This is a genomic window from Amycolatopsis acidiphila, from assembly GCF_021391495.1.
GTDB lineage: Bacteria > Actinomycetota > Actinomycetes > Mycobacteriales > Pseudonocardiaceae > Amycolatopsis_E > Amycolatopsis_E acidiphila.
In genome coordinates, this window is sequence record NZ_CP090063.1 from 3,491,164 (window position 1) to 3,508,977 (window position 17,814).

Here is a 17,814-nt window from a genome sequence, read left to right on the forward strand (position 1 = left end):
GAGGAGCCCCAACCATGGCGACGCTGCTGCGTATGCCCGAAGTCGCGGCCGGTGCGAGTGAAGCCGTGCTGTCCGAATGGCTGGTGAAGGAGAACGACCCGTTCCGGGCGGGCGACCCGATCGCGGTGATCGAGACCGACAAGGCATCGGTCGAGCTCGCCGCCGAGGAGGACGCGACGATCCTGCGTGCCCTGGTGCCCGGCGGCACTTCGGTCGAGGTCGGCTCGCCGATGGCGGTGCTGGGTGCCGGCGGGGAGGAGGCCGGTGATCTCGACCGCGTGCTGGCCGACCTCGGCGTTGCCGGGACGTCCGCACCGGCCCCCGCCCCGGCCCGCCGCGAAGTTCCGGCCCCGGCACCGGAACCCGTGCCCGCCGACACTGCCCGGCGCGTCTTCATCAGCCCGCTCGCTCGCAAACTGCTCAAGGAAGCCGGCCTCGCTCCGGAGCGGGTGCCGGGCACCGGCCCGAACGGCCGGATCGTCCGCCGGGACGTCGAGCAGGCGATCGCCGCCGCGCGGCAGCACGCCACCGCGCCGACCGCTCCGTCCTCGGCGACCGCGCCCGCAGAACCGGTGGCCGGGGACGGTTTCCAGGAGATCCCGCACTCCCGGCCGCGCCGCGCGATCGCCGCCCGGCTCACCGAGAGCAAGCGGACGGTTCCGCACTTCTACCTCAAGCGCACCGCCCGGGTGGACGAGCTGCTGGCTCTGCGGCAGCGGCTCAACGCGGTGTCCCCGCACAAGATCTCGGTCAACGACCTGGTGCTCCGCGCGGTCGCGGTGGCCCACCAGGAGGTCCCCGAGGCGAACGTCGTGTGGACCGACGACGCGCTGCGGCAGTTCGACTCGGCCGACATCGCCGTCGCCATCGCGGCCGGGCGTGGGCTCGTCACCCCGGTGCTGCGCGGGGTGGAGAAGAGCACGCCGAGCGCGATCGCGGCACAGGTGCGGAAGTTCGCCCGGCAGGCCGACGACGGCACCCTGCGCCAGAGCGATCTCGAAGGCGGCTCGATCAGCGTGACGAACCTCGGCATGTACGGCGTCGAGGAGTTCTCGGCGATCATCAACCCACCGCATTCGGCGATCCTGGCCGTCGGCGCGGCCGTCGCGACCCCGGTCGTGGTCGATGGCGCCGTCGGGGTCGCGACACAGCTGACGCTCGTGCTGTCGGTCGACCACCGTGCCATCGACGGCGCGCTCGCCGCCCGCTGGATGGCGGCACTGGTGCGGACGCTGGAAGAACCGCTGCGGCTGGTCGCCTAAGGCGGCGGCGCCGTCGACCCGCGCACCACCAGGTGCAGCGGAAGCGACACCGTCTTCGCCGCGCGGTCGGGGCGGTCCAGCTGCTCCAGCAGCAACTGGGCCGCCTCCGCGCCGAGCCGGTGGTGCGGCACGTGCACGGTGGTCAGCGGCGGCACCAGCTTGTCCACGAAGCGCATGTCGTTGAAGCCGATCACCGACACGTCCCGCGGGCAGTCCAACCCGCGCTCGCGCAGCACCTGCAGCGCGCCCAGGGCGATCATGTCGTTGCCGGCGACGATGCCGGTGGTCGCGGGGTGCTCGTCGAGCAGTCGCCGCGCCGCGTCGATGCCGGCCTCCTCGGTGTAGGACGCGCATTCGACCACCGGCGCCTCGTCCCCGGCGTGCTGGCGGAACGCCCGTGCCCGCACCGAGCCGGTCGACATCCCGGCCGGCCCGGCCAGGTGCGCGAGCCGGCGGTGACCGAGCCCCCTCAGGTGCTCCACCGCGGCGGCCACCCCGGCCGCGTCGTCGCCGGTCACCGCCGGGAACAGCGGAAGGTCTGTCGACCGGTTCACCAGCACGACCGCGATGCCCTGGTCGTGCGCGCGGGTCAGCAACCGGTCGTCGCGGCGAGCGGTGGCGATCAGGAACCCGTCCACCCGCCGGGACAGCAGCGCGTCGAACTGGGCGTCGGCGCGCTCCGGGTCGTTGTCGGTGTTCGCCAGCAGCGCGGTGTACCCCTGGCTGCCCAGCGCGTCCTCGATGCCCCGGACCACCAGCGGGAACAGCGGGTTGGTGAGGTCCGGGATGAGCACCCCGACCGTGGCCGACCGGTTCGTGCTGAGGCTGCGCGCGACCGTGTTCGGCTGGTAGCGCAGCCGTTTCGCCGCCGTCAGCACCCGGCGCGCCGTCGCCGGGTTCACCTGGCCGTTCGTGCGGGGGTTGAGAGCCCGGGACGCGGTCGCCTTGTGCACTCCGGCGAGCTTGGCGACATCGGCGATCGTGGGCGGCTTCTCCATCCCGACATCATACGGTTACTGCAACCGATCGCAGCACACGCACCAGGATCTTTCCGGGCTTTTCTTGACAAGTTCACCGGGTCGGTTCAGGCTTGACTGCAACCGGTTGCAAGAGGTCTGGCGAAACCAGAGGACGCCGACCCGGTACCCGCGCCGCGACCGGGTGTGAAGCGGGTCGATCGAGATCGTCGAGGAGGACGAAACATGGGTTACCGTCCCACCGAGCACCCGCGGATCGGGTGGATCGGCACCGGCCGGATGGGGTTCGAACTGGCGGCCCGGCTGCTCAGGGCCGGCCACGACGTGGCCGTCTACAACCGCACGCGTGCCAAGGCCGAGCCGCTGGTGGAGCTGGGGGCGTCCGTTGTGGACAGCCCGGCCGGGCTCGCCGACCGTGACGTGGTCTTCGTGATGGTGTCCGCTTCGGCGGATCTCGCGGCGGTGACCACGGGCGAGAACGGCGTGCTGAGCAGGACCGATGCGGCGCCGGGGCTGATCGTGGACTCGTCCACGGTGTCCACCGAGGCATCCGCCGAAGCGCGCGCCGCGGCGCACGCCCGCGACACGGACTTCCTCGCCGCCCCGGTGAGCGGCAATCCCAAGGTCGTCAAGTCGGGCAAGCTGACCCTGGCCGTGTCCGGGCCCCGCCCGGCGTTCGACGCCGCGCGCCCGCTGCTGGAGCTGCTCGGCCGTGGCGTCACCTATGTCGGCGAGGGCGAGGTGGCGCGCCTGGTCAAGATCGCTCACAACGTGTTCCTCGGCGTGGTGACCCAGGCGCTGGCGGAGATCACCGTGCTGGCCGAAAAGGGCGGCACCAGCCGGGCGGCGTTCCTCGAGTTCCTCAACAACTCGGTGATGGGCTCGGTGTTCAGCCGGTACAAGACGCCCGCGCTGGTCAACCTGGACTTCACCCCGACGTTCACGATGCCGTTGCTGCGCAAGGACTTCGACCTCGGGCTCGCCGCGGCTCGCGAGCTGGAGGTGTCGATGCCGGTCGCTTCCGCGACCGCGCAGCTGGTGTGGGAGGCCATCGCCGCGGGCTCGCGGGAGAACGACTTCGCCGAGCTGATCCTGGAGCAGGCACGGCGGTCGGGGATCGAGCTCAAGCCCGAGCACGTGACCGTCGACGACGGCCTGGAGGCCTGAGATGACCGCCGTCGCGACCGCTCGCCCCCTGCCGGCGCCGGGACACGGTGCGGTCGACTTCGAGCAGCGCGTGGACTTCGGCCGCTTGCGCGACTACCGGATCGGCCGGGCCAGGGCGGCGCTGGAGTCCTCCGAGTGCGGGGCCTTCCTGCTGTTCGACTTCTACAACATCCGGTACGTGACGCAGACGTGGATCGGCGGCGCGCTGGGCGACAAGATGACCCGGTACGCACTGCTGCCCCGGGGCGGCGAGCCGGTGCTGTGGGACTTCGGCTCCGCCGCGAAACACCACCAGCTCTACTCGCCGTGGCTGCTGCCGGAGAACTCCCGCGCGGGGATGCTGGGCCTGCGCGGGGCGATCGCGCCGAGCGCGGGGCTGATGGAGTCCGCGGTGCGGGAGATCAAGGGCATGCTCACCGACGCGGGGCTGGCGGACCAGCCGGTCGGGGTGGACATCGTCGAGCCGCCGTTCCTGTTCGAGCTGCAGCGGCAGGGGCTGCGGGTGCTCGACGCGCAGCAGCTGATGCTCGACGCGCGGCAGATCAAGTCGGCCGACGAGATCACGCTGCTCACACAGGCCGCCGCGATGGTCGACGGCGTGTACCAGGACATCGTCGAGGTGCTCAAGCCCGGTATCCGGGAGAACGAGATCGTCGCGCTGGCGAACAAGCGGCTGTACGAGATGGGCTCGGACCAGGTCGAGGCGATCAACGCGGTGTCGGGGGAGCGGTGCAACCCGCATCCGCACAACTTCTCCGACCGCCTCATCCGCCCCGGCGACCAGGCGTTCTTCGACATCATCCAGTCCTACAACGGCTACCGGACCTGCTACTACCGCACGTTCAGCGTCGGCAGCGCGACCGCAGCCCAGCGCGACGCCTACACCAGGGCCCGCGAATGGATGGACGCCGCCATCGAGGTGGTCGGCCCCGGCGTCGGCACCGACGAGGTCGCGCGCGTGTGGCCCGCCGCGACCGAGTTCGGGTTCGACAGCGAGATGGCCGCGTTCGGCCTGCAGTTCGGCCACGGGCTCGGGCTCGGCCTGCACGAACGGCCGATCATCTCCCGGCTCAACAGCCTCACCAACCCGGTGCAGGTCCAGCCCGGCATGGTGTTCGCGCTCGAGACTTACTGCCCGGCCGCCGACGGCTTCTCCGCGGCACGGATCGAGGAGGAGGTCGTCGTGACCGAGCACGGCGCGCACGTGATCACCAAGTTCCCGGCGCAGGAACTGTTCATCGCCAACGAGTACTGACAGGAGTGCCGTGAAGACCATCGACCCCGACTCGATCGTGAAGGGCGTGCCGGTCGAGCTGTTCATCGGCGGCGCCTGGCGGCCGGCCTCGGACGGCGCCCGGATCTCCGTCGCCGACCCGGCGACGGAACAGGAGATCGCCTCGGTCGCCAGCGGTTCCGTGGCCGACGGGCTCGACGCCGTGACCGCCGCCCACCGGGCGGGACCGGGCTGGGCGGCGACCGCGCCGCGGGAGCGCGCCGAGATCCTGCGCCGTGCCTTCGACCTGATGACCGAACGGACGGACGAGCTGGCCGCGTTGATCGTGCTGGAGAACGGCAAGACGCTGGCGGACGCTCGCGGGGAGGTCGCCTACGCGGCTGAGTTCTTCCGCTGGTACTCGGAAGAAGCGGTGCGGAGTCTCGGCACCGTCCAAACGGCACCGTCCGGGACGAACCGCATTCTCGTGCTGCGGCAGCCCATCGGGGTCTGCGTGCTGGTGACGCCGTGGAACTTCCCGGCCGCGATGGCGACGCGCAAGATCGGTCCCGCGCTCGCCGCGGGCTGCACCGTGGTGCTCAAGCCGGCCAGCGAAACCCCGCTGACGGCGCTCGCGATCGGTGGGATCCTCACCGAGGCAGGCGTGCCCGCCGGGGTGGTGAACGTCCTGCCGTCGGCCCGGTCCGGGCCGGTCGTGCGGGCGATGCTGGACGACCCGCGGGTGCGCAAGGTGTCGTTCACCGGCTCGACCGAGGTCGGCCGGGCGCTGCTGTCCGGTGCTGCGAAGACCGTGGTGAGCTCGTCGATGGAACTGGGCGGCAACGCGCCGTTCCTCGTGTTCGCCGACGCCGACCTCGAAGCGGCGGTGGACATCGCGATGGTCGCGAAGATGCGCAACGGCGGAGAGGCGTGCACCGCGGCGAACCGGTTCTACGTCGAGCGTGCGGTGGCGGACGAGTTCACCGCCCTGCTCACGACCCGCATGGGCGGGCTGCGGATGGGGCACGGACTCGACGAGGAGGTGGCGCTCGGCCCGCTGGTCAACGCCGAGTCGCGGGACAAGGTGGCGGCACTCGTGGCGCAGACGGTGGCGATGGGCGCCACCGCCGCCACCGGAGGATCCATTGTGGGCGGTACGGGACATTTCTACCCGCCGACGGTGCTCGCGGACGTGCCGCCCGGCGCGCCGGTGCTGACGCAGGAGATCTTCGGCCCGGTGGCGCCGGTCGTCGCGTTCGACGGGGAAACGGAGGCGGTGGCGCTCGCGAACGACACCGAGTACGGGTTGGTGTCCTACGTCTGCACCGGCGACCTCGCGAAGGGGCTGCGGGTCGCCGAGGCACTGGACTCCGGCATGGTCGGGCTCAACCGCGGCATCGTCTCCGACCCCGCCGCGCCCTTCGGCGGCACGAAGCAGAGCGGAATCGGTCGTGAAGGCGGGCACGAAGGCATGCTGGAGTTCACCGAGTCCAAGTACATCGCGGTCGAGTGGTGAGCGCGATGACGACGAGGACCCTGATCACCGGTGGCATCGTCTTCAGCGTCGATCCGGAGATCGGCACCCTGCCCCGGGGCGACGTGCTGATCGAGGACGGCGTCATCCGCGCCGTGGCCCACGAGATACCGGTGACCGACGCCCGGATCGTCGACGCGGCCAACCGGATCGTGCTGCCCGGCCTGGTCGACACCCACCGCCACCTCTGGCAGGCCGCCGTCCGGCAGATCGCCGCCGACTGGACGCTCGGGCAGTACGTCGAGCAGATGCTGCTCCAGCTCGGCCCCCGGTTCACCCCGGACGACGTGTACGTCGCCGACCTGCTCGGCGCGATCGAAGCGCTGGACTCCGGCATCACAACGATCATGGACTGGTCCCACATCGTGCGCACGCCCGAGCACGCCGACGAGGCGGTGCGCGGGCTGGCCGAGTCCGGGATCCGGGCCGTGTTCGGCTACGGCAACCCCTGGTCCCCGCAAGCGGACTGGTACCGCGCCGACGTCGTCCGGGTGGCCGAACGCTACTTCTCGGCGAAGGACTCGCTGCTGACCTTCGCGATCGCCAGCCTCGGCCCGGAGTTCGGCCCTGTCGAAGAAGCACTGATCGACCTCGAACTGGCCCGGGAGCTGGACGTCCGTTTGTCCACGCACGTCGGGGTGGGGCTGCTGGGGCAGGTCCGTTCGGTCACCGACCTGCACCGCCGCGGGCTGCTGGGTCCCGATCTCGTCTACGTGCACTGCAACACCTGCACGGACGAGGAACTGAAGATGATCGCCGACTCCGGCGGGCACGTCTCGCTCTCCCCCCGGGTGGAGATGCAGATGGGGCACGGCTACCCGGCGACCGGCCGGGTACGCGCGGCCGGGCTGGAACCGAGCCTGAGCGTGGACGTCGTGTCCGGCGTCGGCGGCAGCCTGTTCGCCGAGATGCGCGGGACGCTCGAGGCCGAGCGGGGCTGGCAGAACCACCTCGCGCTGAGCCGGGGCGAGACCCTGCCGGAGCTGACGATCACGGCGGCGGACGTCGTCCGGATGGCCACGATCGAAGGTGCCCGCGCGCTCGGGCTCGACGACCGGATCGGCTCGATCACCCCGGGCAAGCAGGCCGACCTCGTCCTGCTGGATGTCGAGCTGCCGAACCTGTTCCTGGTGAACCACCTGCCCGCCGCCGTCACGCTGGCCGACAGCCAGAACGTGGAAGCGGTGTTCGTGGCAGGCGAGCAGGTGAAGGCGGGCGGCCGGATGCTGCGCCACGACCTGCCCGCGCTGCGCGAGCGTGTCCGTTCCTCCCGGGACGGCTTGCTGAAGAACTGGTCTCTGTAAGAAAGAAGGTCACGTGGCTGACTCGACGAAGAGCGCCGCCGACGAGCTCTACGTCAACGGCCGGATCTGGACGGGCCGGGCACCGGAGGTCACCGCGCTCGCCGTGCGCGACGGGCGGGTGGCCGCCTGCGGTGCGGAGGCGATGGAGTGTGCCGGGCCCGGCACCCGGGTGGTCGACCTGCAGGGCCGCCGGGTGATCCCAGGCCTCGTCGACGGGCACCTGCACGCCGCCCGTGCCGGCGCGACCTGGACGGCCGAACTGCACTGGACCGGGCTGCCCGACGTGCCGAGCGCGCTCGCCACCATCAAGGCCGCCGCGCGGGACCGGCCCGTGGGGGAGTGGATCAGGGCGATCGGCGGCTGGCATCCCTGCCAGTTCACCGAGTCGCGCGAACCCACCCGCGCGGAGCTGGACGCGGTCGCCCCCGGCCATCCCGTGTACGTGCAGGCTCTCTACGAGGTCGCCGTACTCAACTCGGCCGGACTGCGGGCGACCGGCCTGGACCGGCTGTCCGGCAACCCGCCGGGAGGCTGGGTGGAACGTGCACCGGTCACCGGCGAACCGACCGGGCGGGTGCACGGGATGGGCGCCTTCACCCATTGCCTCGACGCGATGGCGGTGCCAGGACCCGACGAGCAGCTGCGCTCCACCGCCGCGATGTTCGCCGACCTGCACGCGGCCGGTCTCACGGGAATCGTGGACGCGGGCGGTTTCGGGATGGCTCCCGAACGGTACGACCCGCTGTTCACGCTGTGGCGCCGCGGCGAGCTGTCGATGCGGGCACGGCTGTTCCTCTCCGCGGTCGACCCCGGGCGGGAACAGGCACAGCTCGACGGCTGGCTGCGGCACGCGCACTCCCGGTTCGGGGACGGGATGCTGCAGGTGCTCGGCATCGGCGAAGTGGTCCACTTCGGCTGCCACGACTTCGAGGGCCTGGAGGAGTTCCGGATCAGCGAGGCGGCCGCGGCCCAGCTGTACGACATCAGCTACGCGACCGCGGCCCGGGGCTGGCCGATGAACATCCACGCCGTCCTGGACTCCTCGATCGACGTGATCCTGGACTGCTGGGAGGCGGTCGACCGGCTCGTTCCGTTGCGCGGGTTGCGGTTCACCCTGTCGCATGCGGACCGGATCGGTGCCCGGAACCTCCGGCGGCTCAAGGCGCTGGGTGCCGGGATCGTCCTCGACGACCACCAGGTGTTCAAGGCGGCGGCCTCGGAAGCGGCGTGGGGCCCGGGATCGATGGAGACGGTCCCGCCGGTAGCCGACATCCTCGCTGAAGGGATCCCGGTCGCCGCGGGGACGGATGCGAGCCGTGCTTCGTCGTACAGTCCCTGGCTTTCGCTGTGGTGGCTGGTGACCGGCACCTCCCTCGACGGCGCCCAGCGCCGGTCCGCGCGGCAGCTGTTCACCCGCGAGCGCGCGCTGGAGGCCTACACCGCCGGGAGCGCATGGCTGAGCTTCGAGGAGGCGACCCGGGGGCATCTCCGCCGCGGGGCGAGAGCGGACTTCGCCGTTCTGAGCGACGACTACTTCACGGTGTCGGCCGAGCGGATTCCCTCGATCTCGGCGGAGCTCACCGTCGTCGGCGGCAAGGTCGTGCACTCGACCGGCGCGGTGGGGTGAACGCCTGGCGGCGGTCGGGCTTCGGCCGGTGCCGGCCGGGATGCCGTGCCCGGATCCCGGCTCTGCCCCTCCGGCTTCGCCGCCTGCCACGGCACGGGTGATGGACAGCACCCGTGCCGCGCGGGCCAAGGAAGCTCGAGGTCGCCGATGCCCGGCCTGCCCGGGCATCGGCACGTTCGGCGTGCGATCTCGCGGTAGGCGCCTCTCGCCGCGCTTGCCCACCTCAGCGTGGGGTCACGATGTTCGACTTCGCCGTAGTCCACGCTCGGGCCGATGCTCGATTCAGTGCCCTGTTGGTCGACAACCTCCGTCCCTGCCTTCCAGAAACGATGCCCCGCACGCCGCGGCATCTCGATCCGTCTCGTAGAAGTTGTCGGGCGGCTTGTGCACACCGTCGTCGGCCGGCGCGAAGGCCGGTGTGCTGCCGCGGCAGCTCGAGGCCTTCCGCACGCGACGTTCCGCCAGAACCGGCGGTGTTCGAGGGATCGAAACCATGGTCAAAATCGGCTATCGTCTGGCCATCGAAGCGTCGAATTTAGACAATGTAGATGCCTCGGCGCGATTCTCCGCAGGCCCGGTGCCGTTCGACGAAGAAGGGAACCGAAATGGGACGTGTCGAGGGAAAGGTCATCCTGATCACCGGCGTCGGTCGCGGCCAGGGCGCGCGCATGCCCTCCGCCTGGCCGAGTTCGCCAAGCGGTCGGTGGCCTCGTTCGTGAACGACCTGGCGGTGGTGCTCGCGCGACGCCGGATCCGCGCCAACGCGATCCACCCGGCCAACTGCAACACCGCCATGCTCAACAGCGACATCATGTACCGGCAGTTCCGGCCCGACCTGGAGAACCCCACGCGGGAGGACGCGCTCGCCGCGTTCGCGGCGATGAACGCGATGCCGGTCGGGTTCGTGGAGCCGGAGGACATCGCCTCGGCCGCGCTCTTCCTCGTCCCGGACGAGCCCCGTTACGTCACCGGTGTGCAGCTACGGGTCGATGCGGGGGCCTAGGTCAAGGGGCGCCCCCGGCAACCGGCGTTCTGAGCACGACTCACATTTCGAGAGGCGAGGAGGACCGGCCCCATGCACCGACCGATGGAGGGCGTACGGATTCTGGAGGTCGCCCAGTTCACTTTCGTACCGGCGGCGGGCGCCGTACTGGCGGACTGGGGTGCCGACGTGATCAAGGTCGAGCACGCGGAGCACGGTGACGCGCAACGCGGTCTCGTGCGCCTGCTCGGTCTCGACGCGGCAGGCAAGGGCAGCTCGTTCTTCCCCATCATGGAGGGGCCCAACCGGGGCAAGCGCAGCATCGGCCTGGCGCTCGAGACCCCGGGCGCCCGCAAGGTGCTCGAAGAGCTGATCCGCACCAGCGACGTGTTCTTGACGAACTTCCTGCCGACCGCACGGCGGAAGCTGGGCATCGAGGTCGAGGACGTGCGTGCGGTCAACCCGGACATCATCTACGTCCGGGGCTCGGGCTTCGGGTCCCGCGGTCCGGACGCGGACAAGGGAGGTTACGACAGCACGGCCTTCTGGGCCAGGGGTGGCAGTGCCGCCGGTGTCACCCCGCCGGCGTCGGAGACGATGATGCGCATGCCCGCCGGCGCGTACGGCGACTCCATGGGCGGGATGACGATCGCCAGCGGCATCGCGGCGGCGTTGTACTCGCGCAAGGTCACCGGGGAGCCGTCGTTGATCGACGTTTCGCTGCTCGGTGTCGGGGCGTGGGCGACGCAGTTCTCGGTGAACCTCGCGCTGCTGGCGGACGGGCCCCTGCCGGTCGCGCAGGCGCCGAAACACGGATCGCGGACGAACCCGCTCGTGGGCGCCTACCGCACGTCGGACGACCGGTGGCTCGAGCTGTGCATGCTCCAGCCCGGCCGGTACTGGCCGGAGTTCTGCCGGATCGCCGGCCGGGAGGAGCTGGTCGCCGACGAGCGGTTCGACAGCACCGAGAAGCTGATGGCGAACGCGGCTGAGGCCGCCGAGCTGGTCGCCGGGATCATCGCAGGCCGTCCGTTCGAGGAATGGCTGGAGCTGCTGGGCAGCGGCGCCGGTCAGTGGGCGGCGGTGCAGAACGCCTGGGAGGTCGGGCAGGATCCCGCCCTCCGCGCCACCGGCATGATCGCCTCGGTCGTCGACGCCGAGGGCAAGGATCGCGAGCTGGTGGCCAACCCGGTCCAGTTCGACGAGACGCCGGTGCGGCTCACCCGGGCCCCGCAGTTCGCCGAGCACACCGACGACATCCTGCGGGAGCTGGGGCTTTCCGACGACGAGCTGATCCAGCTCAAGATCGAAGGCGCGGTGACCTGATGACGCGGGTCGCGGCACCGCACGTGAGCGGCGCCGAGCTGTGATCGTGCCGACGGAACCGGATCCGCCGTACAAGTGATCCCGGTCATGCCGGACCCGCCGGAGCACACCACGTGGCGCCGGTTGCTCGGCGGCAGCGTGGCGCTCCCCAGGATCATCTCGTGTCGAAACCCTCCGCGAGCAGCGTGAGCATGGCGTCGACGGACTTGGCCAGGGAGGGCCTGTCCGCCGATGATGAGGCGTCCAGCCACCGCTGCACGGCGACGCGGAGGCACGCCAGCACCGCGGCGGCGAGCGTGGCCGGGTAGGGATCGGTGTCGGTGTCGGTGTTCATCCGGCCGGCCACGGCCTCGGCGAGTTGCTGCTCGTAAGCCGCGAAGGCGGCCAGTTGGTGGGGCAGGAGCGCGGGGATGCGGCGCAACGCGCGTCGCTGGTTCGCTTGTGTCCTGTCGATGTGGGCGGGCAGGACCTCGGTGATCGCCGCGTGCAGGGCCGTCAGCACCGGTTCGCCGGTGGGGCGTCGTGCGAACGCGGCGACCAGGGCTTCGGCGGTCGCGGCGTCCCCGGCGACCACGGCGTCTTCCTTGCCGGAGAAGTAGTTGAAGAAGGTGCGCAGGGAGACGCCGGCCTCGTGGGTGATCTGCTCGACGGTCACCTGGTCGAAACCTTTCTCGACGCACAGCCGCAACGCCGCGTCGGCGAGGGCGCGTCGCGTCGCGAGCTTCTTCTGCTCGCGCCGTCCGAGGTCGTCGGTCATGCCCACCAACTTAGGCCGTACCCGTGGCGGAAAATTTTTGCACGACGTGCAAGTTTTGCGCTACAGTGCTTTTCGGGGACGAACGTGCATGGATCCCCCGAGCGCGACATTCCCGGCTGCACACCACTGCCTGCGAGGACCTGCCCATGACGACTGTTTCCGAAGCCTTCGAGCCCGCCGCCGATGCCGCGGGGACGCCGCCCGCCGGCAGGCGGCAGGTGCTCGAGGCGCTGTCCGGACTGCTGGCCGCGCTGTTCGTCGCGATCCTGTCCAGCACGATCGTGTCGAACGCGCTGCCGCGCATCATCGGCGAGCTCGGCGGCACTCAGGCCCAGTACACCTGGGTGGTCACCGCGTCGCTGCTGTCGATGACGGCGTCCACGCCGATCTGGGGCAAGCTGGCCGACCTGTTCAGCAAGAAGCTGCTGGTCCAGCTCGCGATCATCATCTTCATCGCCGGGTCGGTGCTGTGCGGGACCACTCAGTCGACGACGATGCTGATCGTGTTCCGGGTGCTGCAGGGCCTCGGCATGGGCGGGTTGCAGGCGCTGGCCCAGGTGGTCATCGCGGCGATCATCCCGCCGCGGGAACGGGGCCGCTACAGCGGATATCTCGGCGCCATCATGGCCGTCGCGGTGGTCGGGGGACCGTTGATCGGCGGTGTCGTCGTGGACACCTCGTGGCTGGGCTGGCGGTGGTGCTTCTTCATCACCGTGCCGTTCGCGGCGATCGCGCTGGTGGTGCTGCAGCGGACGCTGTCGGTGCCCACGATCAAGCGTGAGGTGCACATCGACTACCTCGGTGCGGTGCTCATCGCGGGCGGTGTGTCGGCGCTGCTGGTGTGGACCTCGCTGGCGGGCAAGAACTTCGCGTGGGTCTCGTGGTCGTCGCTGGCCTGGGCCGGTGCCGGTGTGGTGGCGCTCGCGCTCGCGGTGCTGGTGGAGTCGCGGGCGGCGGAGCCGGTCGTGCCGTTGCGGCTGTTCCGGGAGCGGACCGTCACGCTGGCGACGGTCGCCGGGCTGTTCGTCGGGGTCGCGATGTTCGGTTCGACGGTGTTCTTGAGCCAGTTCTTCCAGCTCGCCCGCGGCGCTTCGGCCACGGAGGCGGGTCTGCTCTCGCTGCCGTTGATCGGCGCGATGTTCGTGTCCTCCGCCGTGGCGGGGCAGCTGATCAGCAAGTACGGCAAGTGGAAGCGGTTTCTCGTGCTGGGTGGCGTGCTGCTCACCGCGGGCCTGGCGCTGGAGGCCGGTTTCGTCAGCGCCACCGCAGTGTATTGGCAGCTGGCCGTGTTCATGGCCCTGGTCGGGCTCGGCGTGGGCATGACACAGCAGAACCTGGTGCTCGCGGTGCAGAACACGGTCGCCCTGCGGGACATGGGGGCGGCGAGTTCGACGGTTGCCTTCTTCCGTTCGCTGGGCGGTGCCGTCGGGGTCGCCGGGCTGGGCGCGGTGCTGAGCACCAGCGTCACGGACAACATCACCTCCGGGCTGGCCGCGCTGGGAATCGACCCCAGCGCCACGTCGTCCTCCGGTGGGCAGATCCCGCAGCTGTCTAGCCTTCCCGGCCCGATCCGCGCGGTCGTCGAAGCCGCTTACGGCGACGCGACGGCGCACGTGTTCCTCTTCGCCGCCCCACTGGCCGCGGTCGCGCTGATCGCGATCCTGTTCCTGCGCGAGGTCCCGCTGCGCCACACCATCGACCTGGAACCAGCGGGGTCCGCGGTGGCCGCCGCCCCGGAACGGGCCATCGCCCCGGAACGGGCCATCGCGCCGGGCGAGCTCCGCGGCCGGTTGCGCACCGCCGACGGGTCGGGGCTCGTCGGCGCCATGGTCACCGTGACCACTGTGGACGGCAGGCAGGTCGGGCGGGCCAGGGCAGGCGAGAGCGGCGGCTACGCGATCGAGGCGCTGTCGCCGGGCACCTACACGGTGATCATCACGGCGCCCGGGTTCCGGCCGGCCGCGGCGACGGTGACCGTGAACGGCACCGGCGCGGCCCGAGATTTCGTCGTGACCAGCGACGGCGTCGTGACCGGCACCGTCCGCGGCTCCGATGGCCAGGCCGTGGCCGGCGCGACCGTGGTGGCCACCGACACGGCAGGGCAGGTGGTCGGCCGGACCAGCACCGCCGGCAACGGCGAGTTCCAGCTCACCGGCCTGCCCTCCGGCGAGATCATCGTGACCGCCGACCTCGCCGGCCACCGTCCGGGCACCGCCGCGGTGCGGCTCGGCGGTGAGCCCGTGGTCGCGGACATCCTCGTGGAGGCCACCGGCGTGTTGTGCGGCATCGTCGCGGGGCCGGACGGGCTGGGCCTGGCCGACGCGACCGTCACGGTCGCCGACGCTCAGGGCTCTCCGGTCGGGACAGCGGTCAGCGGCCCGGACGGCCGATACCAGCTGAGCGGGCTCCCGCCGGGGGAGTACACCGTCGTGACGAGCCTGTACGAGCCCAGTACGAACCAGGTCGAGCTCACCTCCGCGCAGCCCGCCACAGTGGACCTGCAGCTCCCGCTCATCCGCCACCGGGTGGCGGGACCCGCCTGAACCGGCGGCGCACGCCGTTGAGCCCCTGACGTTGACAGTGGTGTCACCTCTTCGTAGGTTTCAAGGCAAGGATATGCGCCTCTACGAGGATGGCGGTGCCGGTGAGAACTGACACGCTGTACACGATCGGCTCGCGGGCATGACGGAGGACTACGCGCTGCATGGCGAAGGCCTGCGCCGCGCGCTCGCGGACGCGGAGCTGGTTCCGCTGTTGCCGGCGTTGGCGCACCTGACCGACGACCTGTCCCTCCTCGAACCGGCACTGCGCCCCCGCGACGTCTCACAGGTCATCGGGCAGGCGCCGCAGGGCGGGCTGGGGCCCGAGGAGCAGGCCAGGGCCCGCACGCTGGCCGAACGCGCCATCAGCCGGTGGGCCGACGCGGGGCGGCCGCCGCCCGGGCTGGTCGCGCCGGACCGGCTGCTGGAGATGATGCGCTTCCTGGCGGGGCCGGTTTCGCCCGAACAGCTTCCCCTGCTCCACCACCAGCTGGGCCTTCATGAGGAGCCCGCCCGCACGGCCGCGGTGCCGGCGGACTTCCTCGTCGTCGTGATCGGCGCGGGCATGTCCGGGCTCGTCGCGGCGCATCAGCTGCGCCGGGCCGGCATTCCGTTCGTGGTGCTGGAACGCAACGACGACGTGGGCGGCGTGTGGCTGGAGAACACCTATCCCGGTGTGCGCCTGGACACCAGCAACTTCTGCTACAGCTACTCGTTCGCGCAGGGGGACGGGTGGGAGGACTACTACTCGCCGGGTGGTGCGGTACGGCGGTATCTCGGGGGCGTGTCGCATGACCTCGGGCTGCGCGACTCGATCCGTTTCCGCACGGCCGTGCGGGCGCTGACCTTCGACGAGAGCGACCTGCGCTGGCGTGTCGAAGCGACCGGCCCGGACGGCCCGATCTCCTTGCGGGCCAACGCGGTCGTCAGCGCCGTCGGGCAGCTGAACAATCCCCGCGATGCCGAGATCCCCGGGCTCGGCACCTTCGCGGGCCCGTCGTGGCACACCGCGCGCTGGAACCACTCGGTGCCGCTGGCGGGCAAACGGGTCGCCGTGGTGGGCACCGGTGCCAGCGCGTTCCAGGTCATCGGCCAGATCGCGGCCGAGGTCGGCTCGCTCTCGATCTTCCAGCGCACCCCGCCGTGGGTGATGCCCACGCCGACCTACACCCGCAAGCTGAAACCCGGGCTGCGCTGGTTGTTCCACGCGCTTCCGCTGTACCAGCGGTGGTACCGGTTCAACCAGTTCTGGATCAACGTCGAAGGGCGGCGCCGGTTCGCCCTCGTCGACCCGGCCTGGCACCGGCCCGGCTCGGTTTCGGCGGACAACGACCGCCTGCGGGAGGCGCTGACGGCGAGCCTGGCGCAGACCTACGAGGACCGCCCGGACCTGCTGGCGAAGATGACCCCGGACTATCCGCCGTACGCCAAGCGGATGCTGCGCGACGACGGCTCCTGGGCGGCCGCTCTCAAGCAGGACAACGTCGAGGTCGTCACCGAGAAGATCGCCGAGGCCTACGAAGGCGGGCTGCGCACGGTGGACGGCGCCGAACATCCCGCCGACGTGATCATCCACGGCACCGGGTTCACCGCGTCGGAGTTCCTGCGGGGGATCACGGTCCGGGGACGGGGCGGAGCCGATCTGCACGAGCGGTGGGGAGACGACGCCCGCGCCTACGGGGGCATCACCGTGCCGGGCTTTCCCAACCTGTTCCTGCTGTACGGGCCCAACACCAACCTCGTCGTCAACGGCAGCATCGTGTTCTTTTCCGAGGCCGAGGTCGAGTTCGTGCTGGCCTGCCTCGGTCATCTGTTCGAGCATCGGCTGCGGGTACTGGAGCCGACCGAAGAGGCGCTGGCGCAGTTCTACGCCCGGGTGGACGAGGCGAGCTCGCGGATGGCGTTCGGCGTGGACGGTGTGTCGAGCTGGTACAAGTCGGCCTCGGGGCGGGTGACGCAGAACTGGCCGCTGACCACGCTCGAGTTCTGGGAGATGACCCGTGGACCCGTCGAAGGCCGCTTCCGCGCGTGGTGACCGCGGGACATGGTAAGAATATTGATATAACTGATTTAACCCAGGTCAGCGAGGTCGCCGTGGTGCTCGAATCCCTGCCCGCCCTCGGCGCGGGTGCCCTGCGGCGGACCGTCTCGCTGCAGGTGACCCCCGACCCGGACTGGCGGCAGGGGTTGTGGATCGCCGCCACGGGACGGGACATCGCGGCCGAGGGCTCCCGGGCACCCGGCACCCGGGAGCTCGCCGTCGCCATCGACGCGCGGAACCGGATCACGGCAGTGACGGGCGAGCTGCCCCCGCGGGTGGCGGAGGCGTTGCTCGGGACCTCACCGGTCAGCGGGTTCCGCGCCCGGCTCGACGCGCTGCCCGGGCTGGTCCCCGGCTCGCTGGAGTCGGTACTGCTGGACGACCTGCCGACCGTGCGGCTGGTGTCCGGTTACGCGGCGATGATGGAGTACCCACAGCTGTTCCAGGGGCCGGGGCGGCGCTCGCCGATGCTGGGCATCTGCGCGGGGTGGGCGGAGGGCGCCACGGCCGACCGCCGGGCGCGGGCCGGTGGGCCACTGCTGTCCTCCGCGCCACGGGCGCGCGCCCTCGAGGCGATGCTGCCCGGGGCCGGAGAGTTCCACGCCGAACCGCCGGGGCGCCCGAGCTCCATGTGGCGCCGGAGGATCCTCGACGTGACGCCGCGTGCCGGCGGATACGACGTGTTCGAGTACTTCCGGGACAGCTACGTCGATCCCGAGGGGCTGGAGCGCTCCCTGCACGAGTACTCGGTGCGCGCCCGGGTGGCGGCGGACGCCGAGACGGTCGAGGACGTCGAGGTCACGCCGCACGCCCTGCCGTTCCCCGAATGCCCGCTCGCGGCGCCGAACGCGCGGGACCTCGTGGGCACCTCGCTGCGTGAGGTCTCCGGCACGGTCAGGTCCCGCCTTTCGGGCACGCGCGGCTGCACGCACCTGAACGATGTGCTGCGGTTCCTCCGCTGCGTCCCGGTGCTGACGGCGGTGTGACACCGCGTTCCTGCTTTCCGCACTGGTGATGGACAGATCCGTGTTTCTGGCACAGACTGTTTCTGACAGTATGTGTACTGTTGCACGCGACGCGAGGG

At 71.0% G+C, this 17,814-nt stretch carries 13 protein-coding genes; 11 read left to right on the plus strand and 2 right to left on the minus strand.

Going from position 1 to position 17,814, the window contains the following annotated elements:
• Positions 1 to 14 precede the first annotated feature (14 nt).
• Positions 15 to 1,262: a dihydrolipoamide acetyltransferase family protein gene (locus LWP59_RS16985; RefSeq protein ID WP_144632218.1), complete on the plus strand. Its 1,248-nt coding sequence runs from the start codon at positions 15 to 17 to the stop codon at positions 1,260 to 1,262.
• Here LWP59_RS16985 and LWP59_RS16990 read toward each other — a convergent pair.
• Entirely contained in the window at positions 1,259 to 2,260 is a 1,002-nt protein-coding gene (locus LWP59_RS16990) for a LacI family DNA-binding transcriptional regulator (RefSeq protein WP_144632215.1), read from the minus strand. The two genes, LWP59_RS16985 and LWP59_RS16990, sit on opposite strands and share 4 nt — an antisense overlap.
• Positions 2,261 to 2,464: 204 nt before the next feature.
• On the opposite strand from LWP59_RS16990, the gene LWP59_RS16995 reads away from it, so the two are divergent.
• The 7 genes from LWP59_RS16995 to LWP59_RS17025 all read left to right on the plus strand — a co-directional run bounded on the left by LWP59_RS16995 (position 2,465) and on the right by LWP59_RS17025 (position 11,392).
• The gene (locus LWP59_RS16995) at positions 2,465 to 3,406 is read left to right on the plus strand and encodes an NAD(P)-dependent oxidoreductase (protein ID WP_144632213.1); all 942 of its coding nucleotides are present in this window, start codon (positions 2,465 to 2,467) and stop codon (positions 3,404 to 3,406) included.
• Between the two features lies 1 nt (position 3,407).
• The gene (locus tag LWP59_RS17000) at positions 3,408 to 4,661 is read left to right on the plus strand and encodes a M24 family metallopeptidase (RefSeq protein WP_144632210.1); all 1,254 of its coding nucleotides are present in this window, start codon (positions 3,408 to 3,410) and stop codon (positions 4,659 to 4,661) included.
• 10 nt (positions 4,662 to 4,671) lie between these two features.
• Positions 4,672 to 6,135, plus strand: a complete 1,464-nt coding sequence (locus LWP59_RS17005) for an NAD-dependent succinate-semialdehyde dehydrogenase (protein ID WP_222425393.1) — start codon at positions 4,672 to 4,674, stop codon at positions 6,133 to 6,135.
• 5 nt (positions 6,136 to 6,140) lie between these two features.
• Positions 6,141 to 7,457 (plus strand): amidohydrolase family protein, encoded by a 1,317-nt coding sequence (locus LWP59_RS17010; protein ID WP_144632207.1) that lies wholly within the window; start codon positions 6,141 to 6,143, stop codon positions 7,455 to 7,457.
• A 13-nt stretch (positions 7,458 to 7,470) separates the two neighbouring features.
• Positions 7,471 to 9,084, plus strand: a complete 1,614-nt coding sequence (locus tag LWP59_RS17015; protein WP_144632204.1) for an amidohydrolase — start codon at positions 7,471 to 7,473, stop codon at positions 9,082 to 9,084.
• 493 nt (positions 9,085 to 9,577) lie between these two features.
• Entirely contained in the window at positions 9,578 to 10,087 is a 510-nt protein-coding gene (locus LWP59_RS40345; RefSeq protein WP_144632360.1) for an SDR family oxidoreductase, read from the plus strand.
• A gap of 72 nt (positions 10,088 to 10,159) precedes the next feature.
• Positions 10,160 to 11,392 (plus strand): CaiB/BaiF CoA transferase family protein, encoded by a 1,233-nt coding sequence (locus tag LWP59_RS17025; protein ID WP_186382993.1) that lies wholly within the window; start codon positions 10,160 to 10,162, stop codon positions 11,390 to 11,392.
• Positions 11,393 to 11,546: 154 nt separating this feature from the next.
• Here LWP59_RS17025 and LWP59_RS17030 read toward each other — a convergent pair whose 3' ends face one another.
• Positions 11,547 to 12,149, minus strand: coding sequence for an acyl-CoA-like ligand-binding transcription factor (locus tag LWP59_RS17030; protein WP_144632201.1), 603 nt, complete (start codon positions 12,147 to 12,149; stop codon positions 11,547 to 11,549).
• Positions 12,150 to 12,295: 146 nt separating this feature from the next.
• On the opposite strand from LWP59_RS17030, the gene LWP59_RS17035 reads away from it, so the two are divergent.
• The 3 genes from LWP59_RS17035 to LWP59_RS17045 all read left to right on the plus strand — a co-directional run bounded on the left by LWP59_RS17035 (position 12,296) and on the right by LWP59_RS17045 (position 17,716).
• A complete protein-coding gene (locus LWP59_RS17035) occupies positions 12,296 to 14,692 on the plus strand; it encodes an MFS transporter (protein WP_144632198.1) in 2,397 nt (798 codons plus the stop codon).
• 139 nt (positions 14,693 to 14,831) lie between these two features.
• Positions 14,832 to 16,724: an NAD(P)/FAD-dependent oxidoreductase gene (locus tag LWP59_RS17040; RefSeq protein WP_144632195.1), complete on the plus strand. Its 1,893-nt coding sequence runs from the start codon at positions 14,832 to 14,834 to the stop codon at positions 16,722 to 16,724.
• 59 nt (positions 16,725 to 16,783) lie between these two features.
• Positions 16,784 to 17,716, plus strand: a complete 933-nt coding sequence (locus LWP59_RS17045) for a DUF2889 domain-containing protein (RefSeq protein WP_144632192.1) — start codon at positions 16,784 to 16,786, stop codon at positions 17,714 to 17,716.
• The last annotated feature ends 98 nt before the right edge of the window (positions 17,717 to 17,814 follow it).